This is a genomic window from Bradyrhizobium sp. 191, from assembly GCF_023100985.1.
Lineage (GTDB): Bacteria > Pseudomonadota > Alphaproteobacteria > Rhizobiales > Xanthobacteraceae > Bradyrhizobium > Bradyrhizobium diversitatis.
Genome location: NZ_CP064692.1, coordinates 5,267,083 through 5,286,235, shown reverse-complemented (window position 1 = coordinate 5,286,235; position 19,153 = coordinate 5,267,083). Strand labels below are relative to the sequence as shown.

At 64.8% G+C, this 19,153-nt stretch carries 18 protein-coding genes; 6 read left to right on the top strand and 12 right to left on the bottom strand.

What is annotated here, in order from left to right; all coding sequences use genetic code 11:
- Positions 1-67: 67 nt before the first annotated feature.
- The 4 genes from IVB23_RS24590 to IVB23_RS24575 are packed head-to-tail and all read right to left on the bottom strand — an operon-like array spanning position 68 to position 3,647.
- Positions 68-856, bottom strand: a complete 789-nt coding sequence (locus tag IVB23_RS24590; RefSeq protein ID WP_197966607.1) for an ABC transporter ATP-binding protein — start codon at positions 854-856, stop codon at positions 68-70.
- A 3-nt stretch (positions 857-859) separates the two neighbouring features.
- Entirely contained in the window at positions 860-1,618 is a 759-nt protein-coding gene (locus IVB23_RS24585) for an ABC transporter ATP-binding protein (protein WP_061881102.1), read from the bottom strand.
- Positions 1,615-2,766 (bottom strand): branched-chain amino acid ABC transporter permease, encoded by a 1,152-nt coding sequence (locus tag IVB23_RS24580; RefSeq protein WP_061881103.1) that lies wholly within the window; start codon positions 2,764-2,766, stop codon positions 1,615-1,617. Before IVB23_RS24580 ends, IVB23_RS24585 begins: the two co-directional genes overlap by 4 nt.
- 5 nt (positions 2,767-2,771) lie before the next feature.
- Positions 2,772-3,647 carry a branched-chain amino acid ABC transporter permease gene (locus IVB23_RS24575; protein ID WP_028179067.1) on the bottom strand — a complete coding sequence of 292 codons (876 nt, stop codon included), beginning with the start codon at positions 3,645-3,647 and terminating at the stop codon, positions 2,772-2,774.
- A gap of 262 nt (positions 3,648-3,909) precedes the next feature.
- Here IVB23_RS24575 and IVB23_RS24570 point away from each other — a divergent pair, with 262 nt between their 5' ends.
- The 4 genes from IVB23_RS24570 to IVB23_RS24555 all read left to right on the top strand — a co-directional run bounded on the left by IVB23_RS24570 (position 3,910) and on the right by IVB23_RS24555 (position 7,675).
- Entirely contained in the window at positions 3,910-4,659 is a 750-nt protein-coding gene (locus tag IVB23_RS24570; RefSeq protein WP_061881242.1) for an ABC transporter ATP-binding protein, read from the top strand.
- Complete coding sequence (locus tag IVB23_RS24565; RefSeq protein ID WP_247800370.1) at positions 4,656-6,182, top strand: permease; 1,527 nt, start codon at positions 4,656-4,658, stop codon at positions 6,180-6,182. The genes IVB23_RS24570 and IVB23_RS24565 overlap by 4 nt, the downstream gene beginning before the upstream one ends.
- Positions 6,183-6,274: 92 nt before the next feature.
- A complete protein-coding gene (locus tag IVB23_RS24560) occupies positions 6,275-7,090 on the top strand; it encodes an MBL fold metallo-hydrolase (RefSeq protein WP_061881105.1) in 816 nt (271 codons plus the stop codon).
- Between the two features lie 63 nt (positions 7,091-7,153).
- Complete coding sequence (locus IVB23_RS24555) at positions 7,154-7,675, top strand: hypothetical protein (RefSeq protein WP_061881106.1); 522 nt, start codon at positions 7,154-7,156, stop codon at positions 7,673-7,675.
- Positions 7,676-7,782: 107 nt separating this feature from the next.
- Here the strand turns inward: IVB23_RS24555 and IVB23_RS24550 are convergent, their stop codons facing one another.
- From IVB23_RS24550 to pcaB, 3 genes are all read right to left on the bottom strand, one after another.
- Positions 7,783-8,232, bottom strand: coding sequence for a cupin domain-containing protein (locus tag IVB23_RS24550; protein ID WP_061881107.1), 450 nt, complete (start codon positions 8,230-8,232; stop codon positions 7,783-7,785).
- A gap of 292 nt (positions 8,233-8,524) precedes the next feature.
- Positions 8,525-9,781 carry an aminopeptidase gene (locus tag IVB23_RS24545; RefSeq protein ID WP_061881108.1) on the bottom strand — a complete coding sequence of 419 codons (1,257 nt, stop codon included), beginning with the start codon at positions 9,779-9,781 and terminating at the stop codon, positions 8,525-8,527.
- 113 nt (positions 9,782-9,894) lie between these two features.
- Positions 9,895-11,256: a 3-carboxy-cis,cis-muconate cycloisomerase gene (gene pcaB / locus IVB23_RS24540; protein ID WP_247800369.1), complete on the bottom strand. Its 1,362-nt coding sequence runs from the start codon at positions 11,254-11,256 to the stop codon at positions 9,895-9,897.
- A gap of 401 nt (positions 11,257-11,657) precedes the next feature.
- Here pcaB and IVB23_RS24535 point away from each other — a divergent pair, with 401 nt between their 5' ends.
- On the top strand, positions 11,658-13,214 hold the full coding sequence (locus IVB23_RS24535; RefSeq protein ID WP_061881110.1) for a winged helix-turn-helix domain-containing protein: 1,557 nt from the start codon (positions 11,658-11,660) through the stop codon (positions 13,212-13,214).
- Positions 13,215-13,292: 78 nt separating this feature from the next.
- On the opposite strand, the gene IVB23_RS24530 is transcribed toward IVB23_RS24535, so the two are convergent.
- The 4 genes from IVB23_RS24530 to IVB23_RS24515 all read right to left on the bottom strand — a co-directional run bounded on the left by IVB23_RS24530 (position 13,293) and on the right by IVB23_RS24515 (position 16,214).
- Positions 13,293-13,961 (bottom strand): hypothetical protein, encoded by a 669-nt coding sequence (locus tag IVB23_RS24530; RefSeq protein WP_247800368.1) that lies wholly within the window; start codon positions 13,959-13,961, stop codon positions 13,293-13,295.
- An 89-nt stretch (positions 13,962-14,050) separates the two neighbouring features.
- Positions 14,051-14,764: a hypothetical protein gene (locus IVB23_RS24525; RefSeq protein WP_247800367.1), complete on the bottom strand. Its 714-nt coding sequence runs from the start codon at positions 14,762-14,764 to the stop codon at positions 14,051-14,053.
- Positions 14,765-14,884: 120 nt separating this feature from the next.
- Positions 14,885-15,142, bottom strand: coding sequence for a hypothetical protein (locus IVB23_RS24520; protein ID WP_247800366.1), 258 nt, complete (start codon positions 15,140-15,142; stop codon positions 14,885-14,887).
- Between the two features lie 100 nt (positions 15,143-15,242).
- Positions 15,243-16,214: a nitronate monooxygenase gene (locus IVB23_RS24515; RefSeq protein ID WP_247800365.1), complete on the bottom strand. Its 972-nt coding sequence runs from the start codon at positions 16,212-16,214 to the stop codon at positions 15,243-15,245.
- 108 nt (positions 16,215-16,322) lie between these two features.
- Between IVB23_RS24515 and IVB23_RS24510 the strand changes: the two genes are divergently transcribed.
- On the top strand, positions 16,323-17,885 hold the full coding sequence (locus IVB23_RS24510) for an AMP-binding protein (RefSeq protein ID WP_247800364.1): 1,563 nt from the start codon (positions 16,323-16,325) through the stop codon (positions 17,883-17,885).
- Positions 17,886-18,361: 476 nt separating this feature from the next.
- Here the strand turns inward: IVB23_RS24510 and IVB23_RS24505 are convergent, their stop codons facing one another.
- Entirely contained in the window at positions 18,362-19,135 is a 774-nt protein-coding gene (locus IVB23_RS24505; RefSeq protein WP_247800363.1) for a thioesterase family protein, read from the bottom strand.
- Positions 19,136-19,153 lie beyond the last annotated feature (18 nt).

Sequence of the window (19,153 nt, the reverse complement as noted above, 5' to 3'; positions counted from 1 at the left end):
CTCCGCTGCCTGCCTTGCCGGCGGTCTCTGTTGCGGATGGCAAGCTCATCTTACTGCCAGCTCTTCCTCACCGCCACGTCTTCTTCTTTTTCCAGCGCCGCTCGCCTCGCGCGCCCGCTTCCTTGGCGCCAAGGTAGAACTCCTGAATGTCCTGGGAATGCATCAAGCGGTCGCAGCTGTCGTTCATCACGATACGGCCGATCTCCAGCACATAGCCGTAATGTGCCGTCTCCAGCGCCACCTTGGCGTTCTGCTCGACCAAGAGGATCGACATGCCCTGCTCCTCGTTAACCCTACGGATGATGGTGAAGATCTCCTTCACCAGCAGCGGTGACAGACCGAGCGAGGGCTCGTCGAGCAGCAGCAGCGTCGGCCGGTTCATCAGGGCGCGTCCGATCGCGAGCATCTGCTGCTCGCCGCCGGAGAGCTGGCCCGCCGGCTGGTTGATGCGCTCCTTCAACCGCGGGAAATAGCCGTAGACACGCTCCAGATCCTCCGCAACGCCGTCCCGGTCCTTGCGCGGATAGGCGCCCATCATCAGGTTCTCGCGCACGGAGAGGAACGGGAACACCTCGCGCCCCTCCGGCACGTGGCTGAGGCCGAGCCGCACGATGCGGTCGGCCTCCATGCGCTGGATCGGCTTGCCCATGAACTCGATCGCGCCCTTCTGCGGATCGAGGATGCCGGAAATCGTCTTCAGCACCGTGGTCTTGCCGGCTCCGTTCGCCCCGAGCAGCGTGACGATTCGGCCGCGCGGCACCTCCAGCGAGATGCCGCGGATCGCCATGATCGGCCCGTAATAGCTCTCGACGTTGGAGAGCTTCAGGATGGTGTCCGGTGTCGTGGCGGCATCCATCGGTCAGGCTCCCAGATACGCGGCGACGACGTCGGGGTGCTGCTGAACCTCGGCGGGCGAGCCCATCGCCAGCACCCGGCCGTAGTTCAGCGCAATGACCCGATCGGAGACGCGATTGACCAGCGACATGTCGTGTTCGACCATCAGCACAGTGACGCCGAGCTCGTTCTTCAGGTCGCGGATCCAGAACGACATGTCGTCGGTTTCCTCGACATTGAGACCGGAGGACGGCTCGTCGAGCAGGATCAGTTTCGGCTCCGAGCACAGCGCGCGCGCCAGCTCGATCACCTTGCGCACGCCGTAGGGCAGGCCGGAGATCAGCTTGTCGCGATAGGGTTCGAGATCGAGGAATTCGATGACCTGCTCGACCCGGCGGCGATGCACCTTCTCGTTGGCCCTGACGCTCGGCAGGAACAGCAGCTCCTGCCAGAGCTGCGTCGTCGAGTGCCGGTGGCGGCCGACCAGGAGATTCGACAACACGGTCGCATTCTCGAACAGCTCGATGTTCTGGAAGGTGCGGGCGATGCCGAGCCTGGCGATGTCATAGGGCGGTTCTTCGGTAATGTCCTGGTCTTCGAAAAGGATGCGGCCCGAGGTCGGCCGGTAGATCCGCGAGATCAGGTTGAAGATCGAGCTCTTGCCGGCGCCATTCGGCCCGATGATCGAGAGGATCTCGCCCTTCTCGACCGCGAACGAGACCGCATCGACGGCCTTGAGGCCGCCGAAGTGCAGCGACAAATTCTCGGCGCGGAAATAGCTCATCGATTGCGCTCCGACTTCACATAGATCTTCTGCCGCTTGAAGGTGGCGCGCTTGTAGAGCGGGAACAGCTGGAAGAAGAGCTTGATCTTCAGCCAGCGGCCGTAGAGCCCGAGAGGTTCGAACAAGACGAACAGCACGATGATGATGCCGTAGATCGCGCCTTTCAGGCCGTTGAGCGATGCGAAAGCCGCGACGCTCGACTGGATATTGCCCGCAGTGGCCGTGCCGGCACCGAATGTCGCGGCTATGCCGGCGATGATGCCGGGCATGTCGTCCTTGAGATAGGTCAGGAACGGATCGATCATCACGATGAAGATCGCGCCCAGCACCGCTCCGTGCAGGCTGAAAGTGCCGCCGATCAGGATCACGATGATGAACTCGATCGAGAGCTGCAGCGTGAACATCTCCGGCGAGATGAAGGAGAGCTTGTGCGCGAACAGCACCCCGGCAAAGCCGGTGATCGCCGCCGAGATGGCGAAGGACTTCACCTTGTAGAGCGCGACATTGACGCCCATGCTGCGCGCCGCCGTCTCGCTGTCGCGGATCGCGACGAAGGCGCGGCCGGTCGGCGAGCGCAGCAAATTCAGCGTGCCGACGATGGTCAGCACCAGCACGGCAAGACAGAGGTAATAGAAGGTCGGGCTGTCGCGCGGCACCGCGACGCCGAGCAGCGACAGCGTCTTGACCCGCATGCCCTCGTTGCCGTGGGTCACGCTCTCCCAGCGCGCCAGGATCTCCTCGACGATCAGAGCAAACGAGATGGTGGCGATGACGAGATAGATGCCGGTGAGGCGCAGCGCCGGAAAGCCGACCATGGCGCCGATGATACCGGTCAACAGCCCGGCGGCGAGGAAGTAGACAGGGAACGGCACGTTGTACTTCTGCAAGTACGCCGCGGTGTAGGCCCCGATCGCGAGGAACGCGGCGTGCCCGAGCGAAGCCTGGCCGGTGAAGCCGGTCAGGATCAGGAGCGCCACGCCGACGATTGCATAGATGCAGACGAAGACGAGCTGGCTCATCAGATAGCTGGACAGCACATGCGGTGCGATCAACAACAGGGCGAGCAGAACGCCGTAGGTGACGACGTAGCCCGAATGCGGAAACAGCCTGATATCGTCTTCATAATCGGTCTTGAACATGAAGCGCATGGCGTTCAGACCTTCTTGCGGACGTGGAGGCCGAACAGGCCTTCGGGCTTCAGGAGCAGCACCGTCAGCAGCACGACATAGGGCGCGACGTCCTTCCAGCCCTCCGGCAGGTAGAAGCCGGCCATGCTCTCGATCACCCCGATCAGGACGCCGCCGACCACTGCACCGGGGATAGAGCCGAAGCCGCCGAGCACGGCGGCGGGAAATGCCTTCAGGCCGAGCACGAGGCCGACATTGGAGTGGATGAACGTGATCGGCGCCAGCAGCACGCCGGCACAGGTCGCGACCGCCGCGCTGATCGCCCAGACGACCGACACCACGCGCTTGACCGGAATGCCCATATAGTAGGCTGCCAGCATGTTCTCGGAACTGGCGCGCATCGCAGTGCCGAGCATGGTCTTGTTGAAGAACAGCCAGAGCAGCGCGCACAGGATCATCGTCGCCGCAATCACCGAGAGCTTGTCATAGGCGAGCACCAGCGAGCCCATGCGCAGCACGCCCTGGCTGAACGGCGTCTCGATCTTCAGGTCGTCGGTGCCCCAGATCATGCCGGCGACCGAGCGCAGGAAATAGCCCAGCCCGATCGTCGCCATGATGATCGAGAACTGCGGATAGCCGAGGATCGGCCGCACCACCACGCGCTCCGCCACCATGCCGAACAGCGCCATCGCGGCCACCGCACCGGCAAAGCCGATCCAGTAGTTCAGGCCCATCATGCCGATGAAGGTGAAGGCGAAGAAGCCACCCAGCATCATCAGATCGCCCTGGGCGAAGTTGACGACCTCGGTAGCCTTGTAAACGAGCACGAAGCCGAGCGCGATCAGGCCGTAAACGCAGCCGAGCGCAACACCGCTGACCAGCTGCTGAACAAAATCCAGCATCGACGCGTGTCCTCCCGATGCAACCCGCGGCTCTTCCCGACCGCCTTGCCGCATCTTGTGTCCAGTCGCTACGCAGTCGTTTCGCTGCGTTAGCGCCATTTGTCCCGGCGCCAATTCAGCCTGAACCATCAAGCGCTGTCAACAAACGGTGACTTGCCTTTGGTCGATCCCGGATGAGGAATTTGAGGCAAAGTGATTCACCGTGCCGAAATATCTTCGGGTCATGGTCTCGGGCGATGCAAAACCGGATGGTGTGGCCGTCATGAAGCCGGACAACTCGGCGCTGGAAGTCCTGGGGTTAACGAAGCGTTTTGACCGTCTGGCGGTGGACAGCCTCGATCTCACCATTCGCGCCGGAGAATTTTACGCGCTGGTCGGCCCCAACGGCGCGGGCAAAACCACGACTTTGCGCATGGTTGCAGGCCTGCTGCGCCCCGATGCGGGCGCCGTCTCGATCTTCGGCATCGACGCGCTGGCAGACCCCGTCGCCGCCAAGCAGGTGATGGCGTGGGTCTCCGACGAGCCGATGATCTACGACAAGCTGACGCCGCTCGAATATCTCGAATTCGTCGCCGGGCTCTGGGGCATCGCTCCGGCGGCCTCGGAGCCGGTGGCGCAAGAGCTGCTCGGCTCGCTCGGGCTCGAGCCGCACCGCCACGAGCGTTGCGAGGGTTTTTCCAAGGGCATGCGCCAGAAGGTCGCTCTCGCAGGGGCGCTGGTGCACGATCCCCGCCTCATCATCCTCGACGAGCCGCTGACGGGGCTCGATGCCGTCTCCGCGCGCCACGTCAAGGGCCTGCTCAGCGCGCGTGTCCGCGCCGGCTGCACCGTCATCATGACCACGCATATCCTCGAGGTCGCCGAGCGCATGGCCGACCGCATCGGCGTCATCGCCTCCGGTCGCCTGGTCGCGGAAGGCACGCTCGCCGAGCTGCGCCAGCAGAACGGTCATGCCGACACCAGCCTGGAAGATCTCTTCATCGCGCTGGTGACGCTTCAGGTCGCGGCATGAGCTCGGCAACCGCGCTGTCCTGGTTTGCCCGTCACGAGCTGCGGCTTGCCTGGCGCGAATGGCTCGCCATGATGACGGGCGGCCGGCGCAAGCGGACGCGCGCTGCCGTCATCGGCCTGCTCTGCTTCGCCGCGCTGCTGCACCTGCCGGCCTGGGCGGTGATCGGCCGTTTCGCCGGCCTGCAGCTGCCGCTCGACAAATCCTCGCTGATCGTGATTTCGGCGACGATCTTCCTCGCCTGGACCTTGATGCTTTCGCAGGCGATCGAATCGGTGACGCGGATATTCTACGCCCGGGCCGATCTCGACCTGATCATGTCCTCGCCGGCGCGGCTCGCCAATCTGTTCTCGGTCCGCATCGCCGCGATCGCGCTGACCGTCACCGTGCTGGCGCTGCTGTTCTCGACGCCCTTCATCGACGTGCTGGTGATCGGCGGCGGCGCGCGCTGGCTTGCCGCCTTCGGCGTCGTCATTGCGATGGGTCTGTCGGCCGCGGCGATCGCGATCGCCGTCACCATTCTCCTGTTCCGGTTGGTCGGCCCGGCGCGGACGCGCCTGATCGCCCAGGTCCTCGCCGCGATCATCGGCGCGGGCTTCGTGATCGCGCTGCAGGTCGCAGCGATCATGTCCTACGGCACGCTGTCGCGCTTCACCATCCTGACCTCGGGCAGCCTCGCCGCCTACATGCCCGACGTGGACAGCATCTGGTGGTGGCCGGCGCGGGCGACCATGGGCGACACCGAGTCGTTGCTGCTGCTTCTCGCGCTCGCCCTGGTGCTGCTCGGCAGCGTGATGGCGATCTTCTCGCACCGCTTCGCCGACACCGCGATCGATGCGGCGGCGTACGGCGCGTCCGGCCGCGCCCGCGCGAAGGAGCGCCCGTTCCGCGGCAGATCGCGCCAGCAGGCGCTGCGGCGCAAGGAATTCATGCTGCTGTGGCGCGACCCCTGGCTGATCTCGCAGACGTTGATGCAGCTGCTCTATCTGGTGCCGCCGGCACTCCTGCTCTGGCGCAACTTTGCCGACAGCTCCGCAGCGCTGACGCTGATCACACCCGTCATCGTGATGGCGGCCGGACAGCTTGCCGGCGGGCTCGCCTGGCTGACGATCTCGGGCGAGGACGCGCCCGACCTCGTCGCCACCGCGCCGCTGACGTCGTCCAACGTCATCCGCGCCAAGATCGAGGTGGTGCTGATCGCAATCGCCGTGATCTTCTGCCCGCTGGTCGCCGCGCTCGCCTTCGCCTCGCCATTCCAGGCGGCAATCAGCGCCGGCGCGATCATCATCAGTGCGGCCTCGGCGACCGCGATCCAGCTCTGGTTCCGGGTGCAGGCCCGTCGCAGCCAATTCCGGCGCCGCCAGACGTCTTCGCGGCTTGCAACCTTCGCCGAGGCCTTCTCCTCGATCGGCTGGGCCGCAACCGCCGCACTGCTGCTCGCTTTGCCACTTGCCGGCCTCATCAGCGGCCTGATCACAGCCAGCCTCGTCGCCGCCACCTGGAGGTTCAGCCCCAGGCGGGCGTGAAGGTGCGACACTGACGCGCTGTTGATCGCGGCCCATTGGCCACGCACTGTGTTGCGCGCTAGACTTGTTTCGAAGTCATCGGGGACGGATTCATGCGGCGACTGGTTTCGGCGGCCCTTGCGCTGTTCGGCGTATCCCTCGCACCTGCGCTCGCCCAGCAGCCATTTCAACGCAGCGAATGCTTGGCGATGGCCAACGCGGCGCCCCGCGTGATGCCGGCCGCATTCCGACACGCGGCGGCCGCGGCCGAAGTCCAAATCACCTATGCCGGCCATTCCACCTATTTCATCGACACGCCCGCCGGCTTGCGCATCGCGACCGACTATAGCGGCGCATATCAGGTGGGACGGCTGCCCGATGTCGTCACCATGAACCGGGCGCACAGCACGCACTATTCTTTATATCCCGACAAACGAATTCCCCATGTGCTGCATGGCTGGAGCGAGGACGGCAAGCCGGCGATCGTGTCGGAGCGCATCAGCGATACGTTCATCCGCAACGTCACGACGGACATCCGCCGCTATTACGGCGACGACGCCGGCAGCGACATGATCCGCGACGGCAACTCGATCTTCATCTTCGAGGCCGCCGGCCTTTGCATCGGCCATCTCGGTCACCTCCATCACAAGCTGGACGACAGCCATTTTGCCCAGATCGGGCGGCTGGACATCGTGATGGTGCCGATCGACGGCACCTATACCATGTCGCTGGACGGCATCTCCGAGATCACCAGGCGGCTTCGCGCCTCGGTGGTGCTGCCGATGCACCGCTTTGCCACCCCGCTCGACGACTTCATGCGCCGGATCGGCCAGCAATTCGAAATCGACCGGCGCCTCGAGCGATCGTTCCGGATGTCGCGGGATGCGCTGCCACCGAAGCCGACCGTGATCATCCTCGACGGGGTCTGAGGCGCAATTTTCTCCAAGCCCGTTGTTGGCGTTTGGTGTTGATCTCCCCGCGAGGAGATCGACATGACCGAGTTTGCTAGATTGTTGCACGCGGACGGACCGAATCCCGCGCACGCGGCGGCGCTTCAGCTTTATGGCCGCTTCGTCGGCGACTGGGATGCCGAGATCACGGCCCATGGACCCGGCGGAACGAAACACGTAGCGCCAGGCAATATCCATTTTGGCTGGGTGCTGGAAGGGCGCGCCGTGCAGGACGTCTGGATCATCCCCCGCGCTGCAGACGGGGCGGCCTTCCCGATCGCCGGAAACTGGTACGGCACGACGCTGCGCGTCTATGACCCCACCATTTCCGCCTGGCGGATCTCCTGGTTCGATCCCGCGCGCTGCGTGTTCCGCCAGCAGATCGGCCGTCCGCAAGGCGAGGACATCGTGCAGGAAGGCACGACCGAAGCCGGCGAGCTGACGCGGTGGAGCTTTACCGAGATCAGCCAGGACTCCTTCCATTGGCTCGGCGAGGCGAAGTCCGCAGCAGCGCAGGATTGGCGGCTGATGGTGGAGGTCAAAGCACGACGGCGCATGCCATAGGCATCGGCCGGCCATGATACTGAAACGAAAAGAGGGGCCGGGATGTTGATCCCGCCCCCTCTTCATCGTGGCCGCTGGGAAGCGTCCTTGAAACTATTTTGTCCGATTTAGCCGGCACCCATCAGCGAGGCCGGCCGGCGTTCGCCGGTGGGGGCGAACATCTTCTTCAGCTTATTGACGACGCGGATCAGGAAGCCGATCACCACCGGATTGGTCTTGCGGCAGAACGCGATCTTCTTGACGTGCCCTTCGACATGCCATTTGGCATGCGCGCCGTCACGGAAGAAAATGACATCGCCGGGGCCGTAGCGCTTGGGCGGCATGCCGTCGCTTTCGAGCACGATCGATCCTTCCATGATCATGATCGTCTCGTCGATGTCGTAGTACCAGTTGAAGCGCCCTTCGGTGCAGGACCAGATGATCGTCTGGGCGGTGCCGTCGGCGCTCGTCGACAGGACCCGCGAACGGGATACCGGATCGCCCTCGATGATCCAGGACGGCTCGATCGGCCGCAGCTCGAGATCCACATTGAAATTGCCGACTTCAATCAATGGCATCTGCTTCCTCGGGAAATGATATTTGCGGCCGAATCCCGGCCGGGAGTGTCTCGAAAGATGCTCGGACGCTAGTCGCCCGTTTCTAATTCTTTCTTACATCGATTTCGAAAATCTACCGGAAGCGACGGGTGCAAACGGTTAACGTCGCAATTCCCCTGCAAATCCGCGGACATGACCCGGTCCTTCCCGGGTGCGACAAAGCGCGCAACGGCACTGGGACGAAGCCCGGCAACGCCGTTGCGGCCGATGCGCCAGCCGCGGCTCGTCCGCTGCCGAAGAAAGTTATCGCAGGCTACTTCGCCCACTCGCCCTTGCGGAACACCGGCACCTTGCTGCCGTCGGCCAAAATACCGTCGATGTCGGTCTCGGCCGAGCCGATCATCCAGTCGATATGGATCAGGCTCTGGTTGCCGCCTTGCGCCGCGATCTGCTGTGGCGTGAGCTGGGCGCCGTTGACGAAGCATTTCGAATAGCACTGGCCGAGCGCGATGTGAGACGCTGCGTTCTCGTCGAACAACGTGTTGTAGAACAACAGGCCGCTCTGCGAGATCGGCGAGGAATGCGGCACCAGCGCCACTTCGCCGAGGCGCCGCGCGCCCTCGTCGGTGTCGAGCACCTTGTTCAGCACCTCCGCGCCGCGCGAGGCTTTTGCGTCGACGATCTTGCCGTCCTCGAAGCGCACGGCGATGTTGTCGATCAGCGTCCCCTGATAGGACAGCGGCTTCGAGCTTACGACATGGCCGTAGACGCGACGGCAATGCGGCGTGGTGAAGACCTCTTCGGTCGGGATATTGGCGTTGCAGCTGATGCCGTTCTTGGAGAGCGAGGCGCCGCCTTCCCATTCGTGGCCGTCGGCAAGTCCGATGGTGAGATCGGTGCCGGGACCCGAATATTGCAGCGCGCGAAAGCGCTGGCCATTGAGCCAGTTGGTGCGCTCGCGCAGCACCGCATTGTGGCTCGCCCAATTGCCCATCGCGTCCTCGCGATCGACTCGGGACGCTGCGAAAATCGCATCCGCGAGCTTGCCGACCGCGACGTCCTCGGGATCATCAGGGAACACCAGCTTCGCCCAGGACGGGCTCGGATAGGCGATGATGTTCCAGTTGGTGTCGAAATTGACGATCTTCTCCAGCGCGGGCTGATAGGCCATCGAATTCGCCTTGCTCGCGCGCGCCACCTTGGAAGGATCCTCGCCCGACAGCAGCATCGGGTTGTCGCCGACGATGGCGAGCCGTGCAGTGTTGTCCGAGAAGGCCTTGGCCATGCCCTCGTAGAGCCAGCCGGCGGCGCGATCGAAACTGGCCTCGTGGCCGTGGCGGTAGCGCGCCAGCGTCATCTCCTCGTCCGACAGGATCGGCGTCACGAGGCCGGCGCCGGCCTTGTAGGCATGCACGGCGATCCGCCGCACCAGCGGCAGCGCGATCGCGGGCGCCGTCAGAAGCAGATCCTGTCCCGGCCGCAAGCCCAGGCCCACCTTCACCGCCACCTCGGCCAGCCGGTCGAGCTTCGCGGGATCGATGCGAGTGGAGGTGTTGCGTTGATCAGTCATGCCGGTCCCTCTGCCGAAAGTCTCTCGCTCAATCTAAGTCTAGCATCGCGAGACACAAGTGTGCGAGCGTCTTGCAACGCACGAAAGATACGCAGTTTCACGCATTTTGGTTTTCAACGTGTTGCCGATTTCAGCACCCGGTCGACCATGGCGGGCGCGAGTCCGAGGTAATTTTTCGGTGAGGTGAGCGCCTCGATCGTGGCACGGTCGATGCGGCTCGATATCCGTGAATCTGCGGACAGCGCATCGGCAAGGCTGATTCCCTTCTCGTTGGCCTGACGGCATGCATCATAGACCACGTCATGCGCCTCCTGCCGCCCGATCTGCGGCGCCAGCCCCATCATGACCGCTTCGGCCACAATCAGGCCGCGGCTGATGGCGAGATTGTCGTTCATCTTCGCTTCGTCCACGATAAGGCCTGCGAGCGCGAACTTCGCCTGGTGCAGGGCGCCGGCGGTCAGCACGAAGCTTTCGGGGATCGCCATCCATTCGGCGTGCCAGGGCCCCGTGGCGCGCTCGAAATCCTGCACCATGGCATCGAGCATCAGGCCGGCGTGCTGGCGCACCGCCTTGGACGCCGCAAGCATCAGTTCGGAGGAGATCGGGTTGCGCTTCTGCGGCATGGTCGAGGAGGCGCCGCGCCCCTTGACGAAGGGCTCGTAGACCTCGGCAAACTCGGTCGAGGCCATGATCATGATGTCGAGCGCGATCTTGCCGAGCGAACCGGTGACGAGTGCGAGGAAGTTCACCGCCTCCGCAAAGCCGTCGCGCGCGACGTGCCAGGTCGAGGCGGGAACGCCGAGCTTCAGCTCGGCGCAGAGCGCCGCCTGCACCTCGAAGCCTTTGTCGCCGAGTGAGGCCAGCGTGCCGGCAGCGCCGGCGAACTGACCGACCAGGACGCGCGGCTTCAGCTGCGCCAACCGCTCGGCGTGGCGATCGAACATCGCAAGCCAGATTGCGGTCTTGTAGCCGAAGGTCACCGGCAGCGCCTGTTGCAGATGGGTGCGGCCCGCCATCGCGGTATCGCGATGGCGCTTCGACAGATCGGCGAGGATCTTGCGCAGCTCGGCGATGTCGCGTTCGACGATCTCGAGCGCGGCGCGCAGTTGCAACACCACGGCGGTGTCCATGATGTCCTGCGTGGTGGCGCCCCAATGCACGTAGCGGCCCGCCTCGCCGCATTGCTTCACCATCTGATGCACCAAAGGCAGGATCGGGTAGCCGACGACATCGGTCTCCTGCCTGAGCAGATCGAAATCGAGCGCGCCGATGTCGGTCCGCGCCGCGATCGCTGCGGCCGCCTCCTGTGGGATCACACCGCACTTCGCCTCCGCCTTCGCCAGCGCCACCTCGACCTCGGCATAGCGTGCGACCGTCGCGACGTCCGAGAACACCTCGCGCATCTCAGGCGTGCCGAAGGCGTCGCGAAACAGCATGGAGTCGAGCACGGTGGTGGAGGCGGGGAAAGCTGGCATGGGCGCTTCTTTGTGGTTGGTGTTTTGTGTGGCGGCAGCTTACGCAGGCCGCGCATTTCGGCAATGGACATTCACCGTTCGCCACATTTGCCGCGCCACGACATTATGACGGCACGTCATCCTGTTACTCCGTCATCTCACGGGGCGAGCGTGCGATGCGGAGCAGCGCACGAGAGCCTCGAAGGATGACGGTGCTGGATCGGCGAGCATGGTCCCGGCCGCGGCGATCCGCCGACCGCAACATTCCAGCTGCGGTTGTATTCCCCTCCGGAATGGGCATAGCTGCCCTCACGCAATCGCGATGAACCAAGCGCCCCCTTCGAGAGACACACGGTTTTCGACCTGAATTTCATTTAGTCATTTTGCTTGCCCGATTTCACAATGAGGCCTGAGTTTTCGACGTGCAGTTTCTGTTCCGGGACCATCTTCTGGATACCGACCGGCGCGAGCTGAGCCGCGAGCAGGTTCCCATTGCCGTGGAGCCGCAGGTTTTCGACCTCGTGGTCCACCTCATGCAGAACCGCGACCGGGTGGTCAGCAAGGACGAGTTGATCGACAAGATCTGGCACGGGCGCAGCGTCTCCGAATCCACCCTGACCAGCCGGATCAACGCGGCGCGCAAGGCGATCGGCGACAATGGCGCAAGCCAGACGCTGATCCGCACCATCACCCGCAAGGGTTTTCGCTTCGTCGGTGATGTCCAGACACAGCTCGGCGCGGTCGCACCGGAGCCGGTACGTGTCGCCCAGAATCAGACAGCCTTCGCGCTGCCCGAGCGGCCCGCGATCGCCGTGCTGCCCTTCACGAATATGAGCGGCGAGGCCGGGCAGGATTATTTCTCCGACGGCATCAGCGAGGACATCATCACCGCGCTGTCGAAGCTGCGATGGTTCTTCGTCGTCGCGCGCAATTCCTCCTTCGTCTACAAGGGCCGCGCCGTGCACATCCACGAGGTCGCGCGGGAACTCGGGGTGCGCTACGTGGTCGAAGGCAGCGTGCGGCGGAGCGGCGAGCGGGTGCGCATCTCGGCCCAGCTCAACGACGTCTCGACCGGCAGCCATCTCTGGGCCGAACGCTACGACCGAGAGCTCGCCGACATCTTTGCCGTGCAGGACGAGATCACCGAGGCGATCGTCGCCGCGATCGAGCCGCAGCTCTATGCCGCCGAAAGCTTCCGAGCCCAGCAGAAGCCGCCGGGCAGCCTGGATGCATGGGACCTCGTGATGCGCGCCCTATCGCATTATTGGCGCATTACCCGCGAAGACAATGCCGCCGCGCAAGGGCTGCTGGAACGGGCCGTCAAGATTGATCCCGCCTATGGCAAGGCGTTGGGCCTTCTTGCAACCAGCCATATGTTCGGCGCGCATATGGGCTGGGCCGACATGGCCGCGACCTTGCCGCTTGCCGAACGTGCGGCGCTCGCGGCGGTGGAGGCCGATCGCGAGGATGCCTGGGCCCATCACGGCCTCGCCTACACCTATCTGTTCCGCCGCCGCTTCGACGACGCGCTGGCGGAATTCGAATTGGCCCTGAGGCTCAATCCGAATTTCGCGATGGCGCATGCCTTTCACGGCGTGACGTTGTGCTATGCTGGACGATGGCAGGACGGCGATGCGGCCGCCCGTCGCGCGCTGCGGCTGAGTCCGCGCGACCCGCTCGCGGCGATCTATTGCGGGGTTGCGGCCTATGCCCGGTTCGTCGGCCGCGACTACGAGGGAGCCGTCCAGATGGCACGGGAATCGATGCGCCAACGCGGAGATTTCGTCGGCGCGCACCGCGTGCTGACGGCCGCCGCCGGCATGCTGGGCGATCCGGCGCTCGCGGCGTCCGCCCTGGAAGGCCTCCTCCGCGCCCAGCCCGAGGTCTCGCTTGCCTGGATCACCCGCGAGCTGCCGATGCTGCGGGAAGAGGACCGTGCGCATTATCTCGAAGGCTTGATGCGCGCGGGCATGAGGTAATGGCGGGGCAACAATGACCGCGCACCTTTTCCCATTGCAGCTTGCTATCCTGGGCTAAGCGCTATCCTGGGCTAAGCGCTATTCGTCATCAGGCCCGAACAGCCTGATCTGCGGAAAGCCGCTGCGTGGCCGGCCTGCATAGTCGCGCGCATCGGAATCTTCGCGGACATTGCGCGCGACGTCATCCCAATCGGTGCGGTCGCGCATGCCGCGCGGTTCGCGCAATTCATAGTGCCGGCGCTCGGCCCAGCGCTCGCGGCGCTCCGCCCGGCGCCGTTCGGTCGCCGCACGCTTCACGTCCGAATCCCTCGCCTTGGCATAGGCATTGTTTGAGGAGGCTGACGGCTCGGTCGAGGCCTGCTGCTCGGCAGGTCTTGCTGCCTGCGCGGACGCTGCCGGCACCGGCTTGGACGGCTCGACTGCAGCGGCTTGCGAAGGCTGCGGTGCCGGCGGTTCAGCATTCGCCTGCGTGGTTGGCATGTCAGACTTTGCTTCGGCCCGCGCTGGCGCAGCGATCATCGCTCCGAAGGCTTGCGAGCCGGTGAGATAGTTCACGCGCTCGGACGGCGCGTTCGTGGTCGCCGGCGTGGCACCCTCGGTGCGCTGTGCCATCTTGCTGGTGTCCGGGCCCTGCCTGGATGCGACCGGATGCATGATGTTGCCGGCAACGATACCGCCACCGAGACCAATGGCGATGGCCGCGATGATGGTTCCGGCACCGACAAAATAGGCTGTCGAGGCGCGCATTCATCCACTCCCTCTTTTGGAGCGGGCAACGCGTGGGGATTGCCGGATGTTCCTGATGGCCGCGGCTCCTGAGGCAGGAACCGCGCGGATCAGATCTGCTGCGCGACCTTCTCGAGCCCGATGAGGCGAGCGAGCTTGCGCACTTCCTCCTTCTGGTCGTCACGGAGCTGGAACAACAGCGGCATCGCGGCCGACTTCAACTGCTGCACCTCGTCGCAATTCGGATCGATCTGCGCGCTGGGCGGCGCGTTCGGATTCGACAGCTTGTTCGCCTGGATCTTGCGGGCGACGTTGCGCAGCGCGGTCTCGACCGAGGGCCAGTAATATTCCTGTGACGACGACAATTTCAGGCGGTCCCTGATGCCTGCGATCTGCCCGTCGGACAGCAGCGAATAGGCCTTCTGCGGTTGCGGCTTGGCGACGACCTTCGGCTTGGCCGGAACCTCGACGGCAGGAACCTCCGTCGCGGCGGGCGCCTCGTGTGCGCTTGCCTTCGGCATCGGGAAATCGGAGGGCGTGGCGGCGGCGAAGGCCTGACGCAGCGGCTCGGTCAGGACGGGCGCCTGGGAGAGCTTGTCGGCGGCCACCTGGACCGGCTCGATCGCGGCCGAGGCCAGCGCGAGCGTCGGAACCAGACGGTCAGCCTTGGCGGCGCGGTTGGTTGCGAGCGGCTTGGCCGGGGGCGTCTGGTCAATCATCTCGGCGCTGACGCTGGGCACGCTGTCGCGGCCGAGAATGGCGGTGGTCGCGGCGCCGAGGACGAGGAAACAGGTCAGCGCGACAATGGTGATGGCTTTGGACAAACGTCTCTCCGCGTCCGACTTCAAGTCCACGTGATCACTGCCCCGAAACTGGGCGATAAATAAGGCTTAACCGTGCCATTGCAGCGGCAATCGCGCGGACTGCGGCGACACGCGAAAAACTCAACGAAATCTGGCAGCTGCCGCGAGGTCATAGGCGTCCTGGATGTCGGCCACGATCTCCGAGGCTTCCCAGACCGCGCGCGGCTCGACCGATTGCAGCGTCACCGTCCAGTTGCCGCCACGGCGGGTCCGGGGAACGCTGACGATGTCGAAGCGGACGTTGCGGCACAGCGGGTGGCGGGCCAGGGCATGGGCGACGCGGACGCGGATTTCGTCCATCGTCGCAGCTGTCTTGCTGTTGAGAAAATCGAAGTCCATCGCCTGTCCCCTCTCGGTCCTGGTTGGCGGCCGTGAAGGGGATTCTTGGCGGGCGATGGTTAATCTGCCGTTAAGTGCGGGCGCGCAGGGCCGCGCTCGATTAACTGTGATCGGGGCCCGCCTCTCGATATTCCGCACGCGTTCGCGCGACGAGATCGTCGACCGCGAGCACCTCCGTCACCCCAGATGCGGAGTGCCCGGCGCTCCAGATATCGCGCCAGCGCTTCGGCCGGTTCTCGCGCGCGGCGATGTCGATGTCCTTGACGATGTCGATCGCGCCGCGCGCCGGCAGGTCGTCCGGATCAAGTCCGGCGGCGACGATCGACGGCCGCAGCATGCTGGTCTGCAAGCCCGTGAACGCGGTGGTGAGCAGGACGTCGTCGGCGCCGCTCTCGACCAGCATCCGCTTGTAGCGATCGTCCGCCATGCTCTCCTGCGTCGCAATGAACTTCGTGCCCATATAGGCGAGATCGCAGCCGAGCACTTCCGCCGCATTCAGCGCATAGCCGTCACTGATGCCGCCCGCCAGCACGATGATGCCGTCGTAGAATGCGCGCACCGCACGGACGAAGGCGAACGGGTTGAGCCAGCCGGTCTGCCCGCCCGCGCCCGCCGTGAGCAGCACCAGCCCGTCCGCTCCGGCTTCCGCCGCACGCTCCGCATGGCGGATCGAGGCGACATCCGCCAGCACCAACGCCCCGGCATCATGGAGCGGCCTCAACACCTGGGCAGGCGATCCGACCGAGGTGATGACGATCTCCGGCCCATGCCGCAGCAGCACGGCGAGATCCTCTGCGAGCCGCGCATTGGAACGGTGCACGATCAGGTTCGGACAGAGCGGCGCGACCTTGCGGCCGGTCTGATCTTCGTGCCGTCGCAGCCGCGTTCCAATCTCGGTGAGCCAATGGTCGAGTTGTTCCGCGCCACGGCAATTCGCGGTGGGGAAGCTGCCGATCACCCCGTTGCGGCAGGACGCGACCATGAGCTCGACGCCCGACACCAGAAACATCGGCGCCGCGATCAGCGGCAGCGCGAGACGATCGTGGAAGCGTTGCAGTCGATCCGATGGCATGCATGCCTCCCTGCGCGGGGCTTTATCGTTTCCTCCCGCATCCGCTGTGCTAGCGTCATCGGCAACATTGGCACGCCAGAAGCCGGTGACAAAGCAACGAGGAAACATATGTCTGATCCGCTCCACGCATCGCCCCCTGCTTGTGCGCAGACGCTACGGGCGCTGTCGCGCTATCCCGATCGCACCGCTTTCGCCTGGCCCGAGGGTTCGCTGAGCTATGGTGGCACCATCGACCTAATCGGACGCATCCAGGGCGTGTTCATGCGGCTTGGATTGCAGCCCGGCGCGCGCGTCGCCTTCCTCACCGCGAACCGCGCCGATACCTGGTGCGCCGGCGTCGCCGCGCAATTGGCTCGCCTCTGCATCACCTGGCTGCATCCGCTGGGATCGCTGGAGGACCAGCTGTTCCAGCTCGAAGACTCCGAGGCGGAGATGCTGGTGGTCGATGCCGCCGCCTTCCACGACCGCGGCGGCGAGCTTGCTGCGAAGGCGACCCGGCTGAAGGCAGTCTTCACTGCAGGCCCCGCCGGCTACGGCGTCGATCTGCTGGCTGCGATCGAAAATGCGGGACATACGAGCCCGCTGTGCCTTGCCGGCCCCGACGATCTCGCCACGCTGAACTACACCGGCGGCACCACCGGCAAATCCAAGGGCGCGCTGCGCTATCATCGCGAGAACAGCGGGGCTGCCGGCGCGATCCTCGCCGACTTCGAGATTCCGGAGGCTGCGCGCTATCTCACGGTCGCGCCGATCAGCCATGTTGCGGGCACGAAGGTGCTGCCGACCCTGATGCGCGGCGGCACCGTGCACATGCTGAAAGGCTTCGATCCCGAGGCGGTGCTGTCGACGATCGCGCGCGAGCGTATCAACTTCACGCTGTTCGTTCCGACCATGATCTATGTGCTGCTCGATCATCCCGCCCTGGACAAGACCGATTTGTCCTCGCTCGAGCTCGTGCTTTACGGCGCCTCCGCGATGTCGCCGAGCCGGCTGCTCGAGGGCATCGAACGCATCGGGCCGGTGTTCTCGCAGCTTTACGGCCAGACCGAATGCTATCCCGTCTCGGTGCTGCGCAAGGCGGATCACGATCCCAAGAACCCGGACCTGTTCCTGTCCTGCGGCTTTCCGATCGCGGCCTGCGAGGTCAAGATTCTCGATGACGACGACCAGGAAGTTAAGACGGGCGAGCCCGGCGAGATCTGCGTGCGTGCCCCGCATGTGATGGCGGAATACTGGAAGCGGCCGGACATCACCGCCAAGACGCTGAAGAACGGCTGGGTCCACACCGGCGACATCGCGCGCAGGGACGAGCGCGGCTACATGTTCATCCTCGACCGCAAGAAGGACATGATCGTGTCCGGCGGCTTCAACATCTTCCCGCGCGAGGTCGAAGATGTGCTGTCGCAGCACGCGGACGTGGCGATGGTCGCGGTCGTCGGCATTCCCGACGAGAAGTGGGGCGAGGCCGTCACCGCCATCGTCGTCCCGCGCGAAGGAGCGAAGCCCGATCCGGACGAGCTGATCAACCTGGTGAAGACGCGGAAGGGCTCGGCGCATGCACCGAAGCAGATCCAGTTCGCCAAGCAATTGCCGATGACCGGCGTCGGCAAGGTCGACAAGAAGGTGCTGCGGGCGGGCTTCTGGAGCGGGCGGGACCGGATGGTGGGATAAATACTCCGGAATTCTACGGTGTCGTTGTTGCTTCGGCACCACAGCCTGCAACGGAGTCTACGACGGCGATGCCCGCGCAATTGCCGGCGAATCAGGGAATCAACTAGACCGCTGACGGGGCTGGGAAGCGGAGAGTGAAATGAGAGTCGCTTCCCTGGAAAGTGCAGTCGCCGCGATCACGTTGATCACGGCCATCATCGTGGTGCTGTGGGGGATCAAGATCTTCTACGGTGTGTGAACTGGCAGGATGCCCTGGCGAACACGACCTTGCATCCCTTCCGCGGCGGCGGAAGCCTGCCGTTCAATCCCGCGATGCGCGAGATAGCTCGCACACGATCGGTGTGTCATCGCCCGGCGAAGACCGGGCGATCCAGTACGCCGAGACGGTTACGATTGAATCGAAAGGCCGCGGCGTACTGGATGCCCCCGCTTTCGCGGAGCATGACAGCGAAAATGACGCACGGACTTCGCGCCTCTCACCGCTTCTCGATCACCAGGCTCTGCACCGCGCGGCCGAAATAGCCCTGCTTGTCCGCCAGCCGCGACATCGCAAGGCCGGCGCCGTCGGGACCGATCCAGGATTCGCCGTCGAGCAAGATCCACTCACCGATGGGTTGGCGCGAAAAGCTCACGGTGAGATCGGCGTTGATGTAGGTCCAGGCGCGGAAGTCGAGCGTCGAGGCGGTGCCGTTGGAGAAGTCGGCGGCGACCACGGCGCGCATCGCCTGCGAGACGGCCTCGCCTTCGATCAGCGGATGGTCGACGCGAAACCAGATCGCGCCAGCGCCGGCTTGGCCAAAGCGCCCGCGCGCGGCGCGCATCGAGACCGATCGCACGAACGGGCTGGTGGCCGCGTGACCGTCCTCGACCAGCGAATCCTCCGGCGACGGCAGCGTGACCGGCAGCTCCTCGACGTCTTCAGGCAAGGTCAGCGCCTGGCGCCTGACCTTCAGCACGGTGGCGCCGACGACCTGTACGCCGTCGGCGAGCAGCTCGACCCCGCACAGCTGGATCTTGCGGCCCTCGCGCAGAACCTCCGTCGCGATCGTCAGCGGCGCGACCGGCACCGGCCGCATCAGATCGATGGTGACGCGCGCGATGTCCATCGGCGCCGCTGTAGGGATACGCTCGGCCGCCCATGTCACCAGCGACGCTGGTGCCGAGCCGTGCTGCATGCGTCGGTCCCAGGGACCGGCTGCATCGGGGCTGGTGACGACGTCATTGCCGTCGACGCGATAGATGGCGGTCATCGTTTTCAACCAGTCTCA

What these genes read in the sequence shown, in the direction of transcription:
- IVB23_RS24510 (WP_247800364.1), top strand. Translation starts at nt 16,323, where the DNA reads ATGTCTGATCCGCTCCACGCATCGCCCCCTGCTTGTGCGCAGACGCTA.
- pcaB (WP_247800369.1), bottom strand. Translation starts at nt 11,256, where the DNA reads ATGCCAGCTTTCCCCGCCTCCACCACCGTGCTCGACTCCATGCTGTTT.
- IVB23_RS24565 (WP_247800370.1), top strand. Translation starts at nt 4,656, where the DNA reads ATGAGCTCGGCAACCGCGCTGTCCTGGTTTGCCCGTCACGAGCTGCGG.
- IVB23_RS24545 (WP_061881108.1), bottom strand. Translation starts at nt 9,781, where the DNA reads ATGACTGATCAACGCAACACCTCCACTCGCATCGATCCCGCGAAGCTC.
- IVB23_RS24570 (WP_061881242.1), top strand. Translation starts at nt 3,910, where the DNA reads ATGAAGCCGGACAACTCGGCGCTGGAAGTCCTGGGGTTAACGAAGCGT.
- IVB23_RS24580 (WP_061881103.1), bottom strand. Translation starts at nt 2,766, where the DNA reads ATGCGCTTCATGTTCAAGACCGATTATGAAGACGATATCAGGCTGTTT.
- IVB23_RS24555 (WP_061881106.1), top strand. Translation starts at nt 7,154, where the DNA reads ATGACCGAGTTTGCTAGATTGTTGCACGCGGACGGACCGAATCCCGCG.
- IVB23_RS24520 (WP_247800366.1), bottom strand. Translation starts at nt 15,142, where the DNA reads ATGGACTTCGATTTTCTCAACAGCAAGACAGCTGCGACGATGGACGAA.
- IVB23_RS24550 (WP_061881107.1), bottom strand. Translation starts at nt 8,232, where the DNA reads ATGCCATTGATTGAAGTCGGCAATTTCAATGTGGATCTCGAGCTGCGG.
- IVB23_RS24590 (WP_197966607.1), bottom strand. Translation starts at nt 856, where the DNA reads ATGGATGCCGCCACGACACCGGACACCATCCTGAAGCTCTCCAACGTC.
- IVB23_RS24515 (WP_247800365.1), bottom strand. Translation starts at nt 16,214, where the DNA reads ATGCCATCGGATCGACTGCAACGCTTCCACGATCGTCTCGCGCTGCCG.
- IVB23_RS24560 (WP_061881105.1), top strand. Translation starts at nt 6,275, where the DNA reads ATGCGGCGACTGGTTTCGGCGGCCCTTGCGCTGTTCGGCGTATCCCTC.
- IVB23_RS24505 (WP_247800363.1), bottom strand. Translation starts at nt 19,135, where the DNA reads ATGACCGCCATCTATCGCGTCGACGGCAATGACGTCGTCACCAGCCCC.
- IVB23_RS24530 (WP_247800368.1), bottom strand. Translation starts at nt 13,961, where the DNA reads ATGCGCGCCTCGACAGCCTATTTTGTCGGTGCCGGAACCATCATCGCG.
- IVB23_RS24585 (WP_061881102.1), bottom strand. Translation starts at nt 1,618, where the DNA reads ATGAGCTATTTCCGCGCCGAGAATTTGTCGCTGCACTTCGGCGGCCTC.
- IVB23_RS24575 (WP_028179067.1), bottom strand. Translation starts at nt 3,647, where the DNA reads ATGCTGGATTTTGTTCAGCAGCTGGTCAGCGGTGTTGCGCTCGGCTGC.